Here is a 21,196-nt window from a genome sequence, read left to right as displayed (position 1 = left end):
CGTGTGCCGGGACGTCCGGTGCTCTCAGGAGACCTCGGCGACCAGGCGCCTGCGGAAGACCCAGTACGACCACGCCTGGTAGCCGAGCACGAACGGCAGCGCGATCAGGCCGATCCAGGTCAGCACGCCCAGCGTGTACGGGCCAGAGGCGGCCTCGGCGACGGTGAGGCCGGGGAGCGGGGCGGGCCACAGGGCGCCGAACAGGGCGGCGGCGCCCAGCGCGATGGACGAGGCCGTGGCGGCGAAGGCCCACCCGTCCCGGCCGCGCCAGGTCAGCGCGACCCCGGCGGCCAGGGCCGCCATGGAGGCGAGCGCGCCCGCCCACAGCCACGGGACCGCCGACCAGGCGCCGACCGCCGTACCCGCGACGGGAATGTGCGACAGGGCCGCCACCGCGGCGGGCAGCGCCACCGCGGAGGCGATCATCGCGGCGCGCCGGGCGCGGGTGCGCACCGGCCCGGTGGTCTTGAGCGCGACGAACACCGCCCCGTGCAGCACGCACACCGAGAGCGAGAACACCCCGCCGACCAGGGCGGCCGTCGCGCTGTTCCGCAGCAGGTCGGCGAAGACCGCGCCCCACAGGAACGCGGGCAGGGCGCTGCCGACCAGCACGCCCAGGTCGCACCAGGCGCGGTCGGAGGCGTGCCGGACCTTGCCGCGCCACTCCAGGCCGACGCCGCGCACGATCAGCCCGACGAGGACCAGCAGGATCGGCAGGTAGAACTCGCTGAGCAGCCCGGCGTACCAGGCGGGGAAGGCGGCGAACATGGCGCCGACCGCGGTGATCAGCCAGACCTCGTTGCCGTCCCAGACCGGGCCGATCGTGCCCAGGACCTGCTTGCGCTCGGCCTCGTTCCTGGCCAGTGCCGGTGCCAGCATGCCCACGCCGAAGTCGAAGCCCTCCAGCACGAAGTAGCCGGTCCACAGGAACGCGATGACCGCGAACCAGAAGGTGGTGAGTTCCATCGTCGTCGCCTTCAGTACATGAGGGTCGGCTGGAGCCGGGCGTCCGCGGGCTCGTCGTCGTCGCGGGAGGGCGGCGTGAGGGGAGCGGCGGGGGCGGCGGGCTCGGGGCCCGCCTTGACGTGGCGGGTGAGCAGTACGGCCTCGGCCAGCGCGAGCACGCCGTAGAGCGCCGTGAAGACCGCGAGCGAGACGGCCACCTCGGCCAGGCTCACGCCCGGTGAGACGCTCGCGGCCGTGAGAAGCTCGCCCTGGACGGTCCACGGCTGGCGGCCGATCTCGCTGAGCAGCCAGCCGGAGATCACCGCGATGGTCGGCAGCGGCAGCGCGAGCACGCAGATCCTGGCGAACCAGGCGGGGACCTCCCGCGGGGTACGGAGAGCGCCCCGGCGCCTCCGGCGGGTCAGCCAGAGGCCGAGCACCGCCAGGCCCACCGTGGACAGGCCGAAGACGATCATCACGCGGAAGGACCAGAAGACCACCGGGAGGTTGGGCAGGTAGTCGCCGGGGCCGAAGCGCTCCGCGTACCGCGCCTGCAGGTCCTCGGTGCCCTGGACCACGGCGTTCGGGTCGTGGGTGGACAGGAGGCTGAGCAGCTGGGGCACCTCCAGCCCGGGGACGGGCGAGAACGGCGCCCCGGCGGTGTCGTGCCGGAGCCCCTCGGCCGCGGCGAGCTTCATGGGCTGCTGCTCGTACAGCAGCCTGGCCGACGTGTCGCCGCTGCCCGCGACCAGGGCCCCGGCGATCGCGGTCATCAGCAGCGCGGCCCGCATCGGGGTCCGCCAGATGCTCGCGCCTCGCGCCGCCGTGGTCCCGCCGGTTTCGCCGGTACCGGTACGGCGCTCGCGCAGAAGGTGGTAGCCGCAGACCGCCAGCACGAAGCCGCCCGCCACGACGAAGGCCCCCGCGATCACGTGGGGCACCTGGGCGAGCGCGGTGGAGTTGGTGAGCACCGCCCACAGGTCCGTCATCCTGGCCTTGCCGTCGACCACCTCGTACCCGACCGGATGCTTCATCCAGGCGTTGGCGGCGAGGATGAAGTACGCCGACAGGTTGGACCCGATGACCGCGGCCCAGATGGTGGCCAGGTGGACGCGTTTGGGCAGCCTGTCCCAGCCGAAGATCCACAGGCCGATGAAGGTCGACTCCAGGAAGAACGCGAGCAGCGCCTCCAGGGCCAGCGGGGCGCCGAAGACGTCACCCACGAAGATCGAGTACTCGCTCCAGTTCATGCCGAACTGGAACTCCTGCACGATGCCGGTCACCACGCCCATCGCGAAGTTGATCAGGAAGAGCTTCCCGAAGAACTTCGTGAGCCGCAGGTAGTGCTCCTTGCCCGTACGGTGCCACGCGGTCTGCAGACCGGCCACGAAGACGCCGAGACCGATCGTCAGCGGTACGAACAGAAAGTGGTACACGGTGGTCACCCCGAACTGCCACCGAGCCAGGTCTAGTGCGTCCATCTTCCCCTCGCGTTCCCTTCACGGGCCGAAGCTCTACGGCTTGTAGTTCTACTTCTAGTAGTACTACGACTTGTAGAGCTATGGGGGAGGGAGGCGCCGCGAGCCGCTGCGATCTTCGTCACACGGCCCGGCGGGAGACCGCACTTCTCCGCCGGACCGAGATCGTCTTCCGTCGGCTCGCGACGCGGCTCTCCCTCGTCCCCCGGGGATCCCTCCGGGCGTCCCGTCGCATCGGGCGACCGGGTGACCCCCGCGCCCGCTTCCCCCGGGGCGTGACTCCATGGTGGTCCGGGCACCCCCTCCGGGGCGTCCGCCTCCGGGGTGATTTCCGGGTACGCCGGGCGGCGGACCCGCCTCCTGCGAGCCGCCCCTCCGGTAAGTCGCCCCTCCGGTAAGTCGCCGCTCCGGTAAGTCACTGCTCCGGTAAGTCACTTCCGGTAAGTCACTGCAAACCGCTCGCAAGCGCTCCGTAAGAAGCGGTACGGGGACCTGCAAGCCCCTCCTCCTACAAATGAGTCACTCCACGGGGAAATCGGCAGAAGCCGGTTCGGGGAGACAAGGGGAGAAAACATGATCAAGCGACTTGCCGCCGGTCTGCTGGCCACGGCCGCCCTCGGCGCGATCGCGCTCGCCGCACCCGTCACCGCGAACGCCGCGACCACGGCGGCCCCGGCGGCGACCACGGCCGCGACCGGCTCGTCCGGCTACGACTACAGCGAGAACTGGGGCCCGTACTACTCGGCCGACCACAGGGCCAAGAGCCACGGCTGGATCGGCGTCGAGTGGGACAACCGGCAGAAGTGGAACCGGGTCGACGTCAGGGGCAGGCTGTACGACCTCGACCACCGCACGTACCAGCGGGGCGGCAAGTGCGCCTACGTGAAGTTCGCGGTCCACCACTTCGGCGACGACGGCGACAGGTGGTACGACGGCAGGTCCTACACGTACTGCGGGGCCGGGGGCGCCAAGCAGTTCGCGTTCAGCAAGCACAGGGTCGACGGCGTCCGCGTCCAGGTCTGCCAGATCGGCCAGCACAGCTCCTACCCCACCCGGTGCGGCGACTGGGAGTACCTCTACACCGCCGAGAGTGAGTGACCACATATATCCACGGACGGCCCGTCCCCTTCGAAGGGGACGGGCCGTCCGGCCGTTTCATGAGCAGGGGCCGCGTCTTCATGAGCAGGGGCCACGCTGAGCGGGTCACCGTACTTGGGTACGCGTTGAGCGGGTCGCTGTTTTCGGGCACGCGTCGAGAAAGACGACACGGAGGCGATCCGTGCGGCCCGGACGTCAGCGGGTCGCCGCCCTCAGGTACGCGTCGAGGTTGCCGATCGCGAAGCCCCGGCGCTTGATCTTCGCGACGAGGATCCGGAAGTCGCGCGCGAGGTTCGGGCGGAAGTGCAGCAGCAGGATGTCGCCGGGACGGAGCTTCTTGTCGGGCACCTGGTAGGCGATCTTCCCGCCCGGCTGCACGGTCGCGGTCCAGAGCAGGAGCGCGTCCATGCCGCAGGCTTTGGCGGCCCTGCGGGTCAGGGTGTTGTGGTTGCCGAACGGCGGCCGGAACAGGGTGGGCGCGGTGCCGGTGTGCTTGCGGATCAGCTTGGAGATGCCGCAGATCTCGGCCTTCTGTCCCTCGTAGCCGAGCGCGGGGAGGTTGGGGTGGGTCAGCGTGTGGTTCTCGATCGTCGCCCCCGCGTCGCGCAGGTCGCGCACGTACCCCCACTTGCCCGCGCCGAGGAACCTGCCGCCCTGGGCGGTCGGGTCGGCCGTGCCCCTGGCCTCCACGGCGTCGCGGGTGACGAAGGCCGCCACGGGGATCCGCCGGTCGCGGACCTGCGCCACGAAACCGGGATCCTGTTCCCAGCCGTCGTCGATGGTGAGGAAGACGACCTTCCGTTCGGTGGGAATGGAGCTGATCACCGGGGGCAGGCCGTCGCCGGGGCGGGGGAGCCTGCCCACCTCGCCCGGCCCGGGTGTCACCCCGGGCGGCCCGGTGGGTTTCGCCACCCGGTCACCGGAGGGGGCCTTCGACGCCCGGGAGGCGCCCGGCGCGGGGGTGACACCGTCGTCGACCTCACCGTCGAGACCCGTGGCGCACCCGGCGCTCATCGCGAGAGCCGTCGCCGCCGCCGTTCTGATTGTCCAATATGTCCCCGATGCCATGGGCGACCATCCTGCCAGCCCTGTCGGCAGAGGAGTCCGACCTAGCGCACCTAAAGGTGTCAAAAGCCTGAAGGAGCTTACTCCGGTGGCTATCTTGTGACCATCCCCTAATCCGGGCACCCGCCGGGGTAGGGTCAGCACTACCACAAGCTGGGGTGGGAGCGGGGGTTTACGATCGCGGCGACCACGGAATCCTGGGATGGTCGTCTTGCTTGACGCCGACCTGTGGCCCCCTTGCTGACGTAATCATGTCGAGTGATCCGGCCCACCTGAGGAGAACCGTGACCAACTCAACCGCGATCGATGACGCGGACCTTCCCGCCGCCCCAGGAAACGGGGAACGGGGCAGTGACTTCGGCCGCCTGTCACGCCGGATCGCCCAGGCGGGGCTGCTCGAACGGCGCTTCGGCTACTACGCCGTGCGGCTCACCCTGGTCGCGGCGGCCTTCGTCGGCGGCTGGGTGGCGTTCTTCGCCCTCGGCGACTCGTGGTACCAGCTGCTGGTGGCGGTCTTCCTCGCGGTGGTGTTCGCCCAGATCGGGCTCGTCGCCCACGACCTGGCCCACCGCCAGGTCTTCCGCTCCCGCCGCTCCAGCGAGATCGCCGGGCTGGTGGCCGGGAACGTCGCCATCGGCATGAGCTACGGCTGGTGGATGGACAAGCACACCCGCCACCACACCAATCCCAACCACGAGGACCACGACCCCGACGTCAACCCCGACGTCCTGCTCTGGTCGCGTGAGCAGGCCGCCGTGAGCAAGGGGCTGCCCAGGTTCGTGGGCCGCTGGCAGGCGTTCCTGTTCTTCCCGCTGCTCACGCTCGAGGGGTTCAACCTCCACGTGTCCAGCGTCCGGGCGCTGCTGCGCCCGACGATGAAGCACCGGGCCGTGGAGGGCGCGCTGCTGGTCGTGCACACCGTCCTGTACGTGAGCGCGCTGTTCGCGGTGCTGTCTCCCGGCAAGGCCGTGATCTTCCTCTTCGTGCACCAGGGGCTCTTCGGCGTCTACCTGGGCTGCACCTTCGCCCCCAACCACAAGGGCATGCCGATGCTCAGGGGCGAGGACAAGCTCGACTTCCTGCGGCGCCAGGTGCTGACCTCGCGCAACGTACGCGGCGGCGTGTTCGTCGACGTCGCGCTCGGCGGGCTCAACTACCAGATCGAGCACCACCTCTTCCCGAGCATGCCGATGCCCAACCTGCGCCGCGCCCAGCCGATCGTCCGGGCGTACTGCGAGGAGCTGGGCGTCTCCTACCTGGAGTCCGGGCTCATCAGCTCGTACGCGCAGGCGCTGCGTCACCTGCACGACGTGGGCGTGCCCCTGCGGGCGAAGACTCCCGTGCCCACCAGCTAGGTCGTGTTCCGTGGATACCGGGGCAGCACTGACAAGGGCAGGTCGCGGCGGCGGGCAGATGTTGCTGTTATCCGTCCGCCCGGCGATTGCCTAGGGTGCTTGGTGTGAAGCTCGCAGGCAGTGCCGTGCTCGGCATCGACAGAGATCGTGTGTGGTCAGCGCTCCAGAACCCGGCCGTGCTCGTACGCACGATCCCGGGGTGTGAGCGCCTGGAGGAGACGGGGCCGGACACCTACCGGATGACCGTCACCGCGGGGGTGGCCTCCATCAAGGGCGTCTACCAGGGCGAGGTCGCCCTGTCGGAGCCCGAGGCGCCGGAACGGTTCGTGCTCAAGGCCCGGGGCCAGGGCGCTCCCGGGACCGTGGACGCCACCGTGGAGATCCGCCTCAGCGAGGTCGAGGGCGGCACCCGGATCGACTACGACGCCGAGGCCGTGATCGGCGGCATGATCGGCGGAGTCGGCCAGCGCATGCTGGGCTCCGTCGCGAAGAAGACCGCGGGGGAGTTCTTCTCCGCAGTGGAGAGCCACCTCGCCTCCGGGGGGATTCCGGCCCTCCCCGTCGTCCCCGCCACTCCCGGCGGCGGTGCGCCTGCCGGGATCGCGCCGGGCGGCGACCCGTCGCTCGCCGCGTCCGCCGCCCTCGCCGGGTCCGCCCCGCCCTCCACGCTCGCCGCGCCGGGATCGTCGGCCGTGGCGGGCCAGGCCGGGGCCGCGCACGTCTTCGAGCGCCCGGCCCCGGTCAAGCAGCCCAGGTCCGGGGTCCCCGCCTGGTCGCTCCTCGCCGCGTTCGGGATGGGCGCGGGCATCGCGCTGGGCAGCGCGGTGATCGGCTGGCTGCTCGGCCGTACCGGCAGGAAGCGGTAACCGCGCCCTCGGCGGCACAGCCGTACCGCCCGGTGACGCTCGCGCCTAAGGATCTCCCGGCGTACCGTGTCGGTATGCGTGATGCACGTGCGGAGGATGCAAGGACCGAGGCCAGACGACTGATCCGTGACCTGCTGGGCGAGGAGCGCCCGGACGCCGCCCAGCTGCTGAGCGAGGCGAAGGCGGCGCTGGGCGCCGACCGCGTCGCGCGTTTCGTCGAGCTCGCACGCGGCGCCCCCCTCACCCGTAGGTCCACCGAACTCGCCGCGCTGGCCGGTCTCCTGGTCGGCACCCGCGAGCTGGGCGAGGAGTGGTGGCGGCAGGAGCGCGGCGACAAGCTGCCCGCTCCCGAGGAGGTGCTCCGGACCTCCACGGCGATCGAACCGTGGACCGACCTGACCGTCCTGGAGATGCTCGCCGCCTGGATCGCCGACGACGCGGCCGACGAGACCTGGGGCCGTCCGTCCGCCGTCACCGACCTCAACTCCTGGCAGGCCGAGGACCGGGTCGAGCTGCCCAAGGACGCGCACCCCGGCCAGCGGGTCGTGGTCTCCTTCGACGCGGGCGGCCGTCTCGACGCGGTGGTCGTGCGCCGCTCCGACGACGGGCTCGGCTCCAACCTCGACTTCGACTCCCTCCGCTACTCCCGCCCCGCCGAGGCCCAGTGGAGCTGGGGCGTCGCCGCCGGGCTCGGCCCCCACCGGCTGGACGAGCACCCCGACCCGTACGAGCGGCCGGTCGACGCCGAGGCCGCCGCGACCCTGCACGCCTGGGCGCTGCGCCACGGCGCCTCCGCCGAGCAGGCCGGTGAGGTGTGGCGCGACAAGGGCGACGTCGTCGCCGCCATCGAGCGGATCGACTGGATGTGGCGCAGCGGCGAGTGGTTCGCCTGGTGGCGCGGGGTGTCGGCCCTGGTCGACGGCGAGCCGGAGCAGCTGGCCGCCCGCCTGGAGGAGATCGTCTCCGTTCCCTGACGTCTCCAGCGCTGACCGGTGGCGCTGACTACCGGTGCGGTCCGGCAGAGCGGGCTACCGGTACGGATCGGCGGCGGCGTGGACCACCGGCGCGGACCGTGGTTCCCCCGGCCTCCGGTGGGGGAGGCGCGGTCCTGGTGTGGGCGTCAGCCGAGGGCGTACGGCGTCAGCCGAAGGTGTACGGCGTCAGATAGTCCGGGATCACGACCTTTGTCTCGGGGCTGACCCTGCGTACCGCCGCGACGAGTTCGGTGAGGCTCCTCCGCGACTTCTCGTCGGCCTGCGGCGGGTTCCGCAGTGCCACCTCGAAGTTGTCCCAGTGCACCGGTACGACCACCCGGGGCATGTCCAGGGCCCGCAGGAGGCGCGGCACGTAGTCGTACGTGGACGACGAGGAGGTGGTGGGAATAATCGCGACGTCCGGGGCGAGACCGGTGAGGTTACGCTCGACGAAGTCACTGCCGCCCATGAAGAAGACCGACGGGCCGCCCCTGACCGTCACCTGGAACGCCAGGGTGTCGCCCTCTGGCAGCTCGGAGATGTTCTCCGGCCGGTGGTCCGGCCTGGTCAGCCGGACACCGGGGAAGAGCATGGAGTAGTTGGCGTTGCGGCTGTGCAGCGACGCCACCACCTCGACGACGTAGTCGCCGAAGTCCAGGACCTCCCCGCCCTTCACCGGGCTGAGCAGGCTGTCCTTCACGTCGAACGCCAGCGCCAGGTTGCACGCGGTGGCGGTGCCGACCACCCGGGCCCCGGTCGAGGTCGCGATGTGCGGGACGTCGTTGAAGTGGTCCCAGTGCGCGTGCGTCACCAGCACCACCCGTGGCGTGCCCGTGTGCCTGCCGACCGCCTCGGTGTCGACCTCAAGCGGGGTGGCGGGATCGAACGCGCCCGCCGCCAGGCCGGTGTCGAACCGCGTCACGTACGGGTCGACGAGGAGCGTCGACGATCCCACGTCCACGCGCCAGCCCGACGTGCCGAGCCAGCGGAACGTCGCGGCCGTCTTCGTCCCGCCCGGACGCGGCGTCGCGGTCCCGGTGGGGGACGGGGACAGGAGGCTCCCGGCCATCGGCACCAGCGCGGCCCCCGCCGTCGCGGTGCGCAGGAAACCTCTTCGATCAAATCGGGACATGTCTCCCCTTCGGTGCGTGTGAACGTACGGTCGTTACCCGGACATCCCGGTGACGACCGCCGACCGCGTGCGGTCCGATGAGGACCCAACCATCGCCGGACCGGCCACGTCCAAGATCCGCGACCGTCGTCTCTCATAGGCGAACGCGTATCAGAGCAGCTGAAGTGGCTCCTGAACGACGCACGAGGCGACGGAAACCATCCGGCCCGTGGTGCGTCGATGGCGGGGCTCGCCTGGGTTTTGGCATGTCGACAGCGGGGCTCGCCCGGCTCGTGGTGTGTTTAGTACGTCGATAGCGGGACTTATCCGGCTCGTAGCGCGTCGACAGCGGTCCGCGCGGCCTGGCCGATCGCCAGGTCGACGTCGAGACGCCGGGTGGGGAGCTGCCCGCTCCGGGCGAAGACCGCCACCGCGTAGCTCTCGCCGGAGGGATACTCGACGACCCCGGCCTCCATGTGCAGGCCCGGCAGGGTTCCCGTCTTGGCCGCCACCCGCGTACCCGGTGGGAAACCCGAGGCGATCCGCGTCCAGAAGATCTGCCGTGTCATGTAGTCGCGGACGGCCGCGCACGCCTCCGGCGGCCCCGCCTCGTCCCGCCAGATCAGCCCGAGCAGCCGGGTCACATCGCGAGCCGTGCTGGAGGTCGTGTGATCGGGATCGAGGACCCGCAGTGCCCGTACCCGCTCGGGGGGCAGCGTCGGGAAGATCCGCGCGAACTCGGCGTCGTCCCGCGCCCCCACGTCCGCGAGCATCGACTCCAGCACCTGCCTGGGCCCGCCGATCACGCGCGTGCGCGTCAGCCCCAGCTCCGCCGCCAGCATCTGTACGGTCTCCAGGCCGATCCTCCGCATCAGCAGGTCGGCGGCGGTGTTGTCGCTGACCTGCATGGCGAAGTGGGCGAGGTCGCGCAGCGACATCTCCACGTCGTCCGCGCACCCCGCGACGCCCCACCCGCCGAGCCTGTCCTCCGCCGTCGCGAGAACACGTTCGGCCGGGTCGAGCTGACCGGCCGCCGCCTGGCGGGCGAACTCCAGGACCAGGAGCACCTTGAAGATCGAGGCGATCACGACCCGCTCGTCGGCGCGTACGGCGATCTCGCGGCCCTCGGCGACGTCCAGCGCGTGCAGGTGCCCTTCCACCTCGGCGGACGCGAAGATTCCCGCTATCCGTTCCTCTGCCGACATGCCCGCAACGCTATCCAGCCCGTGGCCCTGTCCGAACCCGCGCACCGGACCCGCCACCGAATCCGCGACCGGGCCCGCGACGCGCGGTGGGTCTACGGGGTCAGCGGGTTCGAGGACGATCGCCTATCGTGACGCCGTGGACCTCTCCCGGCATCTGCGATATTTCATCGTCGTCGCGGAAGAACTGCACTTCGGCCACGCCGCGGAGGTGCTGGGCATCGCGCAGCCGCCGCTCAGCCAGTCGATCCAGAGGCTGGAACGCGAGCTCGGCGCCGAGCTGTTCGACCGCTCGCACCGGCAGATCGAGCTCACGATGGCGGGCAGGCTCCTCGTCGGGGAGGCCAGGCGGTTCCTCGCCGGTGAGGAGCGCCTGCGGGCGACGATGCGCCAGGCCGGTGACGGTGAGCTGGGAACCCTCCGGGTCGGGGTACCCCCGGAGATCCCGGCCGTGACGCTGCACGCCCTGCTGCGGCATGTCGCCGAGGAGACGCCGGGACTGCACCTGGAGCTTCACGAGCTCACCACTCCGGAACAGCTGCGCCGCCTGACCTCCGCCCAGCTCGACGCGGGCCTCGTCCACCACCCCGTCGACGTTCCCGGCCTGCGGTCAGGTCCCGTCGTGGAGATCCCGCTGGGCGTGGTGCTGCCCCGCACCTCCCCCCTGGTACTGGCACGGCCGGACTCACGCTCCGAGACGGCCCCGGAGCCCGGGGCCGGGACACGGCCGGAGCCGGAGTCGCGGCGGCCGAGGGCGCGGCCGTGGGAGATCGCGCTGGCCGACCTCGCCGGGTACGACCTCGTCGTCTTTCCCCGCGAGACCTCTCCGGCGTGGTACGACCGCATGCTCGACGTCTGCCGCGCGGGAGGTTTCTCGCCCGTACGCCTCCAGCACGCCCGCAACCCGGAGTTCCTGCTGGGGCTCGTGCTGGCGGGGCACGGGGTGGCGTTCGAGCAGGAGGCGATAGCCCGCAGGGAGCCTCGCCTGGTCTGGCGTCCCCTGGCCGGTGCTCCCCTCCGGCGGGGGATCTGCGTCGCTTGGCCGGAGCGACCGGCCCATCCCGCCGCCGCCAGGTTCGCCACCTTGGCGGCCGAGGTCCTCGCCAGGGACGCCGTCGTCGGGACGCCGCGAGCGGCCCCCGGGACGCCGCCGCCCGCGCCCCGCCCGTGGTCCGTCGTCTACACCCCCTAGCTCCCGGTCACCCGCCAGGCGTCCGGCCGGAGGTCTGGGGCGGTGACCTTGTCGATCTCGGCCGGTCCGTACCCGCTCTCAGGGTTGTCCCGGACCATCGCCTTTCTTTGCCTGGCGCGGGAAGAATCTTGCACCGCAAAGAATGCTCTACCAGGACAAGGCCAATTCTCTATCGACGCTCAACATATACGGGTGTAAACACAGATGAATCAACACATAAATGGTGGCGAAATCAACACCGTGTTCGCCCAGGGCGCGTGACAGAAGATCCCACGTCACGCACAGGTCATCGAACGGGTGAATGTGGCCGTCGACGGGGGCTCCCGGTCACCGCCGGAACCGTCCGCCGCGAACCGGCCTGAATCCCGTGGAAACGCGGACGCGAGAAGGCACTGTCGCCGGGGAGCGGAAGCGGGACGGGTCCCTCCCGGCCGGGGAGGAAACCGGTCTCGTCGCCGACGGGCCGGAGGCGATCCGGTGGAGGCGCTCCCTCACCCGGAGTTCCGTGGGAGTCCCTTCCGTGGTGAATGCCCGGGGTCGGGGGGCTCTTCCGTGGTGAATGCCCGGGGTTTCGCGGGGTTCCTTCTGGGGGCGGCGCCCAGGGTTCCGTGAGGGTCCTCTCCACGGTCAATGCCGGGCCCTTCCGCGGCCAATCAAGATCGGAGTAGAGCCGTGTGTCAGCACATGCCCGCCTGTCCGTCCGCGGACGCCTTCGATCATGAGGCGGCTCGTCTCATGGTCTCCCATCCCGAGCAGGGATGGGGGCTGCTCTGCAACGGTGTGGTGGTCTTCGAGGACACCGGGGAACTCCTGCCCGACGGACGCGGTGTTCCCGCCCATCGCGGCCTCTTCGGGAGGTCGGGATGAGCCCGCTCACCGCTTTCGCCCTTTTCGCGGTCGTCATCCCGTTCCCTCGGCCCCGTCCCCAAAGGGCGTCCTGGCCGCTCTTCCCCGTCCCGGCCTCGGTGCCCGAAGCCCGGAGGCTGATCGACGGTCGGCTGACCCGGTGGGGCATTGACGAGCGGAGCGAGATCGCCCGGCTGCTCACCAGCGAGCTCGTCACCAACGCGCTGCGCCACGCGTGGGGACCGATCCGGCTCACCGTCTCCTACCGGGACGGAACGCTGCGCTGCGAGGTGGATGACGCCAATCCCGACCTGCCCAGCCCGCGTGACGCCCACGAGGACGACGAGGGAGGGCGCGGGTTGCGGCTGCTCGACCTCCTTTCCGACCAGTGGGGCAGCGACCGTACACCCACGGGGAAGGTCAGCTGGTTCGAGCTGGCCCACACGCCCCCGGGTGGTACGGCGGCCTGAGAGGGCCGGGGGAACCCTCCGGGACCCGGCTCATCCGCCACGACAGGATTTCCCTACGGACGACCTGGGCGACCCACGCCGCCAGGACGGCGGGCCTGGCCTGTACCCGCACACGACAGGAGTCGCGAACGATGTGTCACCAGATCCGGATCCGGATCCGCAGGCGCCCACGGCGCCCTGCCCGGCGCGTGCTGGACCTGCGGAGCCCGTCGGGAAGGCCGCTGCCGTACTGACCGTGAGCACCTCGCCCGCCGTCCTGGCCGGAGACGCGGCCCGCGTCCACCGGTGACGGGACGAATCAGTGGAATCAGCGGGTCCCCGTACCGGTTGCAGCGTGGTGTGAAGGTTGAAATCTACTCAGACGTCGTCTGTCCCTGGTGCTATATCGGCCACACCCGCTTCGCCCGCGCCGTGGAGCGTTACCGGGCCAAGGGCGGTGAGGTGGAGGTCGAGTTCAGGCCGTTCCAGCTCGCCCCGGACGCGAAGTCCAACGGCGAGCTCACGCTCACCTGGGCCGCCGCGAAGTTCGGCGGGGCCGAGCAGGCCGCCCAGATGTTCGGGAGGGTGACCGGGGTCGCCGCCGAGGACGGGCTGGCACTGGACTTCGACCACTCGATCCAGGCCAACACCTTCGACGCGCACCGCCTCATCCAGCTCGCCGGGGAGCAGGGCAAGGGGGAGGAGGCGCTCTACGCCCTCTTCCGCGCCCACTTCACCGACGGCCTCGACGTCGGCTCCCGCGAGGTTCTCGCCGGGCTGGCCCGCGAGCTCGGCGTACGGGCCGACCTGGACGGGGAGGACGGCGTGGCGGCGGTGAGGGAGGAGCTGGCCCAGGCCCGCGCCATCGGTGTCAGCTCGGTGCCGCTGTTCCTGTTCGAGGGGCAGTTCGCCGTCTCCGGCGCCCAGCCCGAGGACACCCTGCTCGCCGCCCTCGAAGAGGTCGCCGAGCGCACCGGCCAGTCACCGGCCGCCAGAGCCGTCAAGGCCGCCACGGCTGCCACGGCCGGTGGCGACGCCTGCGACGACGAGGGGCACTGCCCCGTCTGACACCCGCCCGCCCGGAGGGTCAGCCGGGCAGGCCGAGTTCGCCGGAGCGGTAGTGGCGGCGGCACAGGACCTGGTAGCGGATCGGGTCGGCACCGGTGTCGCCGATGACGACCTGCTCGCCCGTACGGACCATCTTGCCGCCGACCACCCGGGCGTTCAGGCGTCCGGGACGCCCGCACCAGCACAGGACCTCGACCTGCAGGCGGCTGATCTCGTCGGCCAGCTCGAACAGCCGCTGGGTGGCCGGGAACATCTGCGAGCGGAAGTCCGAGGCGAGACCGAAGGCGTAGACGTCGATGCCGTAGACGTCGGTGAGGTCGGCGAGCTGCTCGATCTGGGCGACCGTGTAGAAGCACGCCTCGTCGCAGATGACGTAGTCGATGGGCTCGTGCGCGCGGACCAGGGCCACCAGGTCGAGGTCGTCGACGACCTCGACGGCCGCGCTGCCCAGGCCGATCCGGCTGGTGACCTGCGGGGTGCCCGAGCGGTCGTGCTTGGTGAGCACCAGGCCGCGCCTGCCCTGGCGTCCGTGGTTGTAGTTCATCTGCAGGGCCAGGGTGGACTTGCCGCAGTCCATCGGCCCGAAGTAGAAACGCAACACTCCGTCCCGGGAACCGGCGGGAACGGCGGAGAGGGCAGACAATTCGGTCACGGGGCGCCAGCCTAGTACTCCGGGCACGCTCCGCGATCTCCACCCCTGGTGATCGTTCCGGGGAGGAAGGCGGGGGAAGGCGGAGGAAGCCGAGAGGACCGAGGGGGCTCGCCGAGCCCCCTCGGCCGGTGGGTCAGAGCTCGCCGCTCTCGATCGCCGCCTTGAGACCAGCCTGTGTCGCCTGGTGGGAGGAGACGCCGTTCGTCACGGTGAAGTCGATGAGCAGGACGCTCGCCTCGAAGATGAGGTGTTCGGTGACGCGCGTCCGCCCGTCGCCCAGGTCCTCGAAGACGATCTTCTGGTGCGTGACGACGTTCGGCAGCGTCCAGCTGTCGGTCTCGTAGTAGAGGTCGTCGCGGTGGATGCGCTGCTGCGCGTGCGTGTTGGCGGTGACGGGCAGCCCGGCGACCGGGATGTCCTCCACGGCCGTGAAGTCGACGTAACGTACCCCGGCCTCGGTCCGGTCGGCGTGGGTGACGACCCGCTTCAGGAACGAGTGCATGCCGAGGTGGTTGTTGATGTTCGAGTAGGCGTCGAACACGTGCTCCACCGGAGCGTTGATCTCGATGGAGATGTCACGCCTGGCCTGGCTGCGTCCCGTTATCGGGAGGGGGGCGGTCAGGTGCTCGTAGAACCGGTAGGTGTTCCACGCGACCTGCCACTGGGCGGCGAGCACGGGGTCGGTGTCGGCGCGGGCGGGGGCCGAGAACACGGTGAGCAGGAGGGTGGCGGCGGACAGCGGGGCCACGAGGAGCCGGAGGAACCGGAGGAGCTTTGTCACAGATACCTCTGAGAACCGGATGAAATTGAGTGAATGTCTTCTATCTCATCTGATCGCGCTTTAGTGGACCGGTCATGGATCGTGATCCCCATGTTTCGTGGACGGCCCGTCCTCGGGTGTCCGCCCGAAAGGTAACGATCTACACCTGACAGCGAGCTGTGGTGTGGATGAGGACGTTTGGGCGGAAGATGCGCTGGTAGAAGTGGGTGGTCCCCGGTTGGCAAGTCATGACAAGCCACGACATGCCCTGACTTGGCTTGGCGGCGAAAACCGTGGGAGATTCCTTTTGGTCTATCGAAAAGTGGGAGAACCAGTGACGACCACCAACAACTCCGCTCCACCCCTAGGGAAGACCCCGGCCATCGTGACCCCCGGTTCCTCCGGTACGGAGCCCACCGAGATGCCCACCGCGCTCGCGGCGATGATGACCGAGGACGAGGCCGTCGCCGCCCAGGCCGAGGCGGCTCGCTGGCGGTACGGGTTCTACGTCGTCGTCATGGGTCTCGTGGTCATCCTGATCGGCTTCGTGGTGATCGCGCTGCGCGAGGGCGACACGGCCGCGCCGTTCGCCGGGCTCGTCGGGGTCTCGGGCGCGGTCATCGGCGCCTACTTCGGCGTGCAGGTCGGCCAGTCCGGCAAGGACCGGGTCGAGGCCGAGCTGCGCCGTACGAACGAGATGGCCATCCGCCTCGCCGCCAAGATCCACGCGCACGACGCCGACGCGGTGATCAACACCACCATGGGCCCCCGCCGCCGCTAGGGTCCACCTCGGGTGTCTCGCGGCCAGGTCCCGCTCCCGCGCCCACCGATGCCCCCGCGGCCGGGTCCCGTCCCCACGGTCCCCGGTGGTCCCCGCCGCTTTCCGTTGTCTTCCGATCGCCTTCCCGCCGCCTTCCACCGCCCTCCGGCCCGAGATCGTGGCGGCGGGATCGTCCCGGCGAGGCCGTTTCCCGCCAACACTGCCCAAGGACCGGGCGCAGCTTCGGCAGGGTCCGCCGATTTGTGGACTCGCCGGGACTGGGTAGACACGGGGGATGCGCAGCGTCCGTATCGGTGTCGACACCGGAGGCACGTTCACCGACGTGGTCGCGGTGGACGAGCAGACCGGTGAGATCACCACGACCAAGACTCCCTCCACCCCCGCCAACCCGGCCGACGGGTTCATGGAGGGGGTGCGGAAAGTCCTGCGGAAGGCGGCCGGTGCGGAGGACGTGACCATGGAGGCCGTGTCGGCCGTCGTGCACGGCACCACGGTCGCCACGAACCAGCTCCTCGAAGACCGCATCGCCGACCTGGGCTTCGTCACCACTGAGGGCTTCGAGTTCGTCCTGGAGATCGCCCGCCAGAGCGTGCCGGACGGCTACGGCAACTCCTACTTCTGGGTGAAACCGCCCCGCATCGTCCCGGTGCGCCGGATCAGGACCGTCGGCGGGCGCCTGGACCACACCGGAGCCGAGGTGCGGCCGTTCGACGAGGAACAGGCCGTCGCGGCGGCCCGGTGGTTCCGCGACCGTGGCATCACCGCGATCGGCGTGTGCTTCCTGCACTCGTACGCCAACCCCGCCCACGAGCTGCGCATGCGGGACGTCCTCGAACGGGAGCACCCGGACGCCGTCGTCTCGATCTCGTGCGACGTGCTGCGCGAGTACCGCGAGTACGAACGGTCGGTCACCACCCTGGTCGACGCGGCGGTCAAACCGACCATGCGCCGCTACATCGCCAACCTGGCCGAACGCCTGGAGGCGGCGAGCCACGCGCGGGACGCGGGCATCCCGGCGTACGAGAAGGACGTCACGGACGCGGCGCCGCCGTCCACACCGGATGTGGCCGCGCGTGGCATGCCGTTCTCCGTCATGAAGAGCAACGGCGGCGTGCTGTCCGCGGCCGAGGTCGTGCACCAGCCGATCACCACCGTGCTCTCGGGACCGGCCGCGGGCGCGCTCGGCGCCGCGCTGATCGCCGCCACCGCGGGCCACCCCTCGGTGATCACCCTGGACGGCGGCGGCACCTCGACCGACGTCGCGGTGGTCGTCGACGGGGAACCGTCCCTGACCACCGAGGGCAGCATCGGCCGCTACCCCTGCAAGATCCCGATGATCGACATCGTGACCGTCGGCGCGGGCGGCGGCTCCGTCGCGTGGATCTCCCCCGAGGGCACGCTGAAGGTCGGGCCCAGGTCGGCCGGGGCCGACCCAGGGCCGCTCTGCTACGGCCGGGGCGGCACCGAGGTCACCGTCACCGACGCGCACGTCTTCCTCGGCCGGGTCCCCCCGCACCTGCTCGGCGGGGAGATCCCGCTCGACGCCGACGCCGCCCGCGAGGGCGTCGAGGCGCTCGCGGGCAAGATTGGCCTGTCGCCCGAACGGACCGCGGCGGGCATCCTGGAGATCAGCGCGTTCAACCAGTCGAACGCCATCCGCCAGATCACCGTCAAACGCGGCCTGGACGTGCGCGACTTCCCCATGGTCGCCTTCGGCGGCTCGGGACCGCTGCTGGTCTGCCGGTTGATCGACATCCTCGGCCTGCCCTCGGTGATCGTCCCGCCCGACCCGGGCAACGTCTCGGCCTTCGGGCTGCTCACCGTGGACGTCAAGAACGACTACGTACGCACCTTCGTCACCCGCGACCTCTCCCTGGAGACCGCCGGGGAGATCTTCGGCGAGCTGGAGGGGCGGGCCGCCTCCGCCCTGGACCGCGAGGGCTTCGCCACCGGCGCGCACGTCTACGCGCGCAGCGCCGACCTGCGCTACTACGGCCAGGCCTACGAGGTCAGGGTGCCCGCGCCCTCGGGCCCGCTGGACGAGGACTGGCGGGCCGAGGTGCTGGACCGCTTCCACACCGAGCACCGCAAGCTCTACGGGTACGGCTACCGGGACGATCCCCGGCACGGCGTCGAGTGGGTCAACCTCCGCGTCTCCGGCATCGGCCCGATCACCCGCCCGGTCATCGGACGCAGACCCCACGGCGACCCGCGCCCCGAGCCGTCGGCCTCCCGCGAGGTCTTCTACGACGAGTGGGGCGCCGTCCCCATCCACCGGCGCCCCGTCCTGACCACCGGAGCCGAGATCACCGGCCCGGCGGTCATCGAGGAGTACGGCTCCACCCTGCCGATCCACCCCGGCTTCACCGCGACCATGGACGAGTTCGGAAACCTGGAGGTACGCCGTGCATGACGCGGAGCGACCGGTGAGCGGGGAGCGACCGATGGACACCGAGCGGCCGGTGGCCACGGACGGACGATCGGCGGCCACGGACGGGCGGCCGGGGAGCGTGGCCGACCCGGTGCTGGTGGAGATCGTCGAGGGGACGCTCGCGTCGGTGGAGATGGAGGTGGAGACGGCCATCGCCCGCACCGCCCGCTCACCCATGATCCGCGACGCGCACGACTTCCGCGCGGGCATCCACGACGTACGGCTGCGCAAGCTGACCGGCAGGTCCTACTCGGCGCTGGTCCAGCCGGTCGTCAGGGACTTCCCGATCGGCGAGATGAGGCCCGGCGACGTGTTCTTCCACAACGACGTCTACCTGTCCGAGGGCGGCATCGGGCACCTGCCCGACCTGTGCGTGACGGTCCCGGTCTTCCACGGCGGGCAGGTCGTCGCCTTCGTGCAGGCGTTCGGCCACCACGACGACATCGGCGGGGCGGTACCGGGTTCCATGCCGAGCAACGCGCGCAGCGTGTTCGAGGAGGGACTGATGGTCCCGCCGATCAAGCTGTGGGACGAGGGCGTGCCCAACCGGGCGGCACTCACGATCATGACGCGCAACTCCCGGATGCCCGACTCCCTCGCCGGAGACCTGGACGCCGAGTGCTCGGCCTGCCTGATGGGCGCGCGGCGGCTGGGAGAGCTGTTCGACCGGTACGGGCGCGAGGCGGTCGAGGCGTGCTTCGACGCGATCATCTCCAACACCACCGAGACGTTCCGCAGGGAGCTGCTGGCCAAGATCCCCGAGGGCACGCACGTGTGGGAGGACTACGCCGAGCACGACGGCGTCGACGAGCCCCGCCTGCACACGCAGCGGATGACCCTCACCGTCGATCACTCCGCCGACGCTCCTCTGGTCATCGACTTCACCGGCACCTCCCCGCAGGCCAAGGGCCCGATCAACCACGCGGGCGACTACGCCGACGGGGTGTTCCTGAAGAAGTGGCTGGCGCCGATCCTGCGCAACCTGGCCGACACCCCCGAGCGGATGGCCGAACTCGACGTCAACGAGGGGGTCGTGCCCCTCATCGAGATGCGGTTCCCCGAGAAGGGCACCCTGCTCACCCCGATCTTCCCCGCCCCCACCAACGCCCGCACGTTCGTGATCCTGCGCCTGCTGGGCGTGCTGGCCGGGGTGCTGGCCAAGGCGACCGGCGGCCGGATGCCCGCCGACCAGGAGACCATCCGCTACACCGGCGTCTACGGCGACGGCGCCGACGGCACCCCGTACCTGATGCGGGAGGTCCTCGGCGGCGGCTCCGGCGGCCGGTGGTACGCCGACGGCGAGGACACCATCCACGTGGTGCCCGACTCGCGCAACATCCCGGTCGAGTTCGCCGAGTCCCGCTGGCCGTTCCGGGTCGAGCGGCTCGGCCTGGCCCGCGACTCCGGCGGGCCCGGCCTCTACCGGGGCGGCCTCGGCTACGACAAGCACCTGCGGATGCTCCGCGACGCCTCGTTCATGTCCATCGCCGACCGCTCGATCCTGTCGTGCTGGGGCGTGAACGGCGGCCGGGCCGGACAGCCCTTCGTCGTGGAGATCGAGGGCAGGCCGATGGAGGGCCTGGTGGACGACTCGCCGGTCCGCGCCGGTGAGATCATCCGGGTGCGCACCACGGGCGGCGGCGGCTGGGGCTCCCCGCTGGACCGCGACCCCGCCCTGGTGGCCGCCGACGTCCGCGACGGCAAGGTCTCCGCCGACGGCGCCCGCGACGACTACGGGGTCGTCCTGTACGGCGACCCCGGCGACCTCCGGGTGGACGCCGAGGCCACCGGGACCCGCCGCGCCCTTCTCCGGGCCGACCCGGCCGACCGGCCCTTCTTCGACCGGGGTCCCGGCTTCCCCACCCTGTCGGGCGGCCTGCCGTACGCGGAGGTGGACCTCATGTGACGCCGGGGCTCATCTCCGGCGGCGGAGGGTGCGGGTGACGGTGAGGCCGCCGAGGGCGAGGGCGCCGGTCAGCAGGATGCCGCTCTCGGTCCACTGGAAGCGCCAGAACCGGTCGACCGGATGGTGGTAGACCGCCTTGCGGTACCCCTCGCCGATCAGGCACTCGTCCTTCAGCAGCTGGGCCCGTTCCGAACGGGCGTCCACCCCGGCGGGCGGAGGACAGGCCCCGGCGGGCGGCTCCGCGATCTCCCGGCCGGAGGGATCGACCCAGGTCTCCGCGACCAGGGTGCCACCGTCGTCGTAGAGCGCCGTCCAGCCGGTGGTGACGGTACGCACCGGCTCGGCGTAGGAGTCGCGGGAGAAGAAGACGGACGGGACGGTCAGGGCGACCAGCGCCACGGTCACCGCCATCGCGGCCAGGGTGCGCCGGAAGAACGTCCCGGCGGCGGCGCCCAGGACGAACGCGAACAGCCACCACGCGGCCGGGACGACGCCGATGATGGTGAACGTCCCGGGTTCCAGTGACTTGTCGCCGATCACGTCGCGGAACACCGGCAGCCACGCGCTGATCATCGCCGACAGGAGCAGGGCGGCGGCCACGACCATGCCGCCGAGCAGGCAGAGCTTGGCCACGAGCCATCGCCGGGGGGAGACCGACTGGGTCCAGGCCAGCGCGCTGGTCCCGCGCTCGAACTCGCCCGCCAGCAGCGGTGCCCCCCAGAAGGCGCCGACCAGCGCGGACCCGGCGATGGGCAGCAGGCCGAAGACCATGAAGACCGGATAGTAGTAGTCGTCGTAGAGCGCCGAGTTCACGCCCGAGCACGCGGCGGCGGGGCCGGGGCAGCCGGGCGGGGCCTGGTCGGCGATGTAGGCGGTCGCCCGCAGGCCGGAGACCAGCAGCGACACCCCCAGGGCGAGCAGCAGGCCGCAGGTCACCAGGATCTGCGCGCGATGCTGCCGCCAGGTCAGCCAGAGCAAGGAGGAAATCCCTTCGGGTGATTCCGTACGAGGGACTAC

19 protein-coding genes are annotated in these 21,196 nt (G+C 71.0%); 11 read left to right on the top strand and 8 right to left on the bottom strand.

The window, feature by feature from the left end:
- Nucleotides 1-24: 24 nt before the first annotated feature.
- Together cydB and ACW9TB_RS14960 are read right to left on the bottom strand one after the other, a co-directional pair.
- Entirely contained in the window at nt 25-966 is a 942-nt protein-coding gene (gene cydB / locus ACW9TB_RS14965) for a cytochrome d ubiquinol oxidase subunit II (protein WP_472748616.1), read from the bottom strand.
- Nucleotides 967-977: 11 nt separating this feature from the next.
- Complete coding sequence (locus ACW9TB_RS14960; RefSeq protein WP_472748615.1) at nt 978-2,426, bottom strand: cytochrome ubiquinol oxidase subunit I; 1,449 nt, start codon at nt 2,424-2,426, stop codon at nt 978-980.
- A gap of 570 nt (nt 2,427-2,996) precedes the next feature.
- Here ACW9TB_RS14960 and ACW9TB_RS14955 point away from each other — a divergent pair.
- Nucleotides 2,997-3,521, top strand: a complete 525-nt coding sequence (locus tag ACW9TB_RS14955; protein WP_472748614.1) for a hypothetical protein — start codon at nt 2,997-2,999, stop codon at nt 3,519-3,521.
- Between the two features lie 195 nt (nt 3,522-3,716).
- Here ACW9TB_RS14955 and ACW9TB_RS14950 read toward each other — a convergent pair whose 3' ends face one another.
- Complete coding sequence (locus ACW9TB_RS14950; protein WP_472748613.1) at nt 3,717-4,535, bottom strand: polysaccharide deacetylase family protein; 819 nt, start codon at nt 4,533-4,535, stop codon at nt 3,717-3,719.
- Nucleotides 4,536-4,870: 335 nt separating this feature from the next.
- Here ACW9TB_RS14950 and ACW9TB_RS14945 point away from each other — a divergent pair, with 335 nt between their 5' ends.
- The 3 genes from ACW9TB_RS14945 (at nt 4,871) to ACW9TB_RS14935 (ending at nt 7,781) form a co-directional block, all read left to right on the top strand.
- Nucleotides 4,871-5,941 (top strand): fatty acid desaturase family protein, encoded by a 1,071-nt coding sequence (locus ACW9TB_RS14945; protein ID WP_472748612.1) that lies wholly within the window; start codon nt 4,871-4,873, stop codon nt 5,939-5,941.
- 104 nt (nt 5,942-6,045) lie between these two features.
- Complete coding sequence (locus ACW9TB_RS14940; RefSeq protein ID WP_472748611.1) at nt 6,046-6,807, top strand: SRPBCC family protein; 762 nt, start codon at nt 6,046-6,048, stop codon at nt 6,805-6,807.
- A 74-nt stretch (nt 6,808-6,881) separates the two neighbouring features.
- A complete protein-coding gene (locus ACW9TB_RS14935) occupies nt 6,882-7,781 on the top strand; it encodes a hypothetical protein (protein WP_472748610.1) in 900 nt (299 codons plus the stop codon).
- Between the two features lie 166 nt (nt 7,782-7,947).
- On the opposite strand, the gene ACW9TB_RS14930 is transcribed toward ACW9TB_RS14935, so the two are convergent.
- Entirely contained in the window at nt 7,948-8,913 is a 966-nt protein-coding gene (locus ACW9TB_RS14930) for an MBL fold metallo-hydrolase (RefSeq protein ID WP_472748609.1), read from the bottom strand.
- Nucleotides 8,914-9,215: 302 nt separating this feature from the next.
- The gene (locus ACW9TB_RS14925) at nt 9,216-10,097 is read right to left on the bottom strand and encodes a serine hydrolase (RefSeq protein ID WP_472748608.1); all 882 of its coding nucleotides are present in this window, start codon (nt 10,095-10,097) and stop codon (nt 9,216-9,218) included.
- A 136-nt stretch (nt 10,098-10,233) separates the two neighbouring features.
- Between ACW9TB_RS14925 and ACW9TB_RS14920 the strand changes: the two genes are divergently transcribed.
- The 4 genes from ACW9TB_RS14920 (at nt 10,234) to ACW9TB_RS14905 (ending at nt 13,649) form a co-directional block, all read left to right on the top strand.
- Nucleotides 10,234-11,286: a LysR family transcriptional regulator gene (locus ACW9TB_RS14920; protein ID WP_472748607.1), complete on the top strand. Its 1,053-nt coding sequence runs from the start codon at nt 10,234-10,236 to the stop codon at nt 11,284-11,286.
- Nucleotides 11,287-11,958: 672 nt separating this feature from the next.
- On the top strand, nt 11,959-12,153 hold the full coding sequence (locus tag ACW9TB_RS14915) for a DUF5999 family protein (protein WP_472748606.1): 195 nt from the start codon (nt 11,959-11,961) through the stop codon (nt 12,151-12,153).
- Nucleotides 12,150-12,602, top strand: a complete 453-nt coding sequence (locus tag ACW9TB_RS14910; protein WP_472748605.1) for an ATP-binding protein — start codon at nt 12,150-12,152, stop codon at nt 12,600-12,602. Before ACW9TB_RS14915 ends, ACW9TB_RS14910 begins: the two co-directional genes overlap by 4 nt.
- Before the next feature lie 339 nt (nt 12,603-12,941).
- Nucleotides 12,942-13,649: a DsbA family oxidoreductase gene (locus tag ACW9TB_RS14905; protein ID WP_472748604.1), complete on the top strand. Its 708-nt coding sequence runs from the start codon at nt 12,942-12,944 to the stop codon at nt 13,647-13,649.
- 19 nt (nt 13,650-13,668) lie between these two features.
- On the opposite strand, the gene ACW9TB_RS14900 is transcribed toward ACW9TB_RS14905, so the two are convergent.
- Nucleotides 13,669-14,301, bottom strand: coding sequence for a thymidine kinase (locus ACW9TB_RS14900; RefSeq protein ID WP_472748603.1), 633 nt, complete (start codon nt 14,299-14,301; stop codon nt 13,669-13,671).
- A gap of 133 nt (nt 14,302-14,434) precedes the next feature.
- Nucleotides 14,435-15,082, bottom strand: coding sequence for an SRPBCC family protein (locus tag ACW9TB_RS14895; protein ID WP_472748602.1), 648 nt, complete (start codon nt 15,080-15,082; stop codon nt 14,435-14,437).
- A 313-nt stretch (nt 15,083-15,395) separates the two neighbouring features.
- On the opposite strand from ACW9TB_RS14895, the gene ACW9TB_RS14890 reads away from it, so the two are divergent.
- The 3 genes from ACW9TB_RS14890 (at nt 15,396) to ACW9TB_RS14880 (ending at nt 20,179) form a co-directional block, all read left to right on the top strand.
- Entirely contained in the window at nt 15,396-15,842 is a 447-nt protein-coding gene (locus ACW9TB_RS14890) for a hypothetical protein (protein WP_472748601.1), read from the top strand.
- 274 nt (nt 15,843-16,116) lie between these two features.
- Entirely contained in the window at nt 16,117-18,255 is a 2,139-nt protein-coding gene (locus ACW9TB_RS14885; RefSeq protein WP_472748600.1) for a hydantoinase/oxoprolinase family protein, read from the top strand.
- Between the two features lie 31 nt (nt 18,256-18,286).
- Complete coding sequence (locus tag ACW9TB_RS14880; protein WP_472748599.1) at nt 18,287-20,179, top strand: hydantoinase B/oxoprolinase family protein; 1,893 nt, start codon at nt 18,287-18,289, stop codon at nt 20,177-20,179.
- 9 nt (nt 20,180-20,188) lie between these two features.
- On the opposite strand, the gene ACW9TB_RS14875 is transcribed toward ACW9TB_RS14880, so the two are convergent.
- Nucleotides 20,189-21,157, bottom strand: a complete 969-nt coding sequence (locus ACW9TB_RS14875) for a hypothetical protein (protein ID WP_472748598.1) — start codon at nt 21,155-21,157, stop codon at nt 20,189-20,191.
- Nucleotides 21,158-21,196 lie beyond the last annotated feature (39 nt).

It is taken from the genome of Streptosporangium sp. H13245 (assembly GCF_055690525.1).
This window is presented reverse-complemented; position numbering and strand designations above follow the sequence as displayed.

Excerpts from the sequence above, each read along its gene's own strand:
- ACW9TB_RS14880 (WP_472748599.1), top strand. The coding sequence starts at position 18,287 with ATGGACACCGAGCGGCCGGTGGCCACGGACGGACGATCGGCGGCCACG.
- ACW9TB_RS14885 (WP_472748600.1), top strand. The coding sequence starts at position 16,117 with ATGCGCAGCGTCCGTATCGGTGTCGACACCGGAGGCACGTTCACCGAC.
- ACW9TB_RS14925 (WP_472748608.1), bottom strand. The coding sequence starts at position 10,097 with ATGTCGGCAGAGGAACGGATAGCGGGAATCTTCGCGTCCGCCGAGGTG.
- ACW9TB_RS14930 (WP_472748609.1), bottom strand. The coding sequence starts at position 8,913 with ATGTCCCGATTTGATCGAAGAGGTTTCCTGCGCACCGCGACGGCGGGG.
- cydB (WP_472748616.1), bottom strand. The coding sequence starts at position 966 with ATGGAACTCACCACCTTCTGGTTCGCGGTCATCGCGTTCCTGTGGACC.
- ACW9TB_RS14935 (WP_472748610.1), top strand. The coding sequence starts at position 6,882 with ATGCGTGATGCACGTGCGGAGGATGCAAGGACCGAGGCCAGACGACTG.
- ACW9TB_RS14960 (WP_472748615.1), bottom strand. The coding sequence starts at position 2,426 with ATGGACGCACTAGACCTGGCTCGGTGGCAGTTCGGGGTGACCACCGTG.
- ACW9TB_RS14955 (WP_472748614.1), top strand. The coding sequence starts at position 2,997 with ATGATCAAGCGACTTGCCGCCGGTCTGCTGGCCACGGCCGCCCTCGGC.
- ACW9TB_RS14950 (WP_472748613.1), bottom strand. The coding sequence starts at position 4,535 with ATGAGCGCCGGGTGCGCCACGGGTCTCGACGGTGAGGTCGACGACGGT.
- ACW9TB_RS14910 (WP_472748605.1), top strand. The coding sequence starts at position 12,150 with ATGAGCCCGCTCACCGCTTTCGCCCTTTTCGCGGTCGTCATCCCGTTC.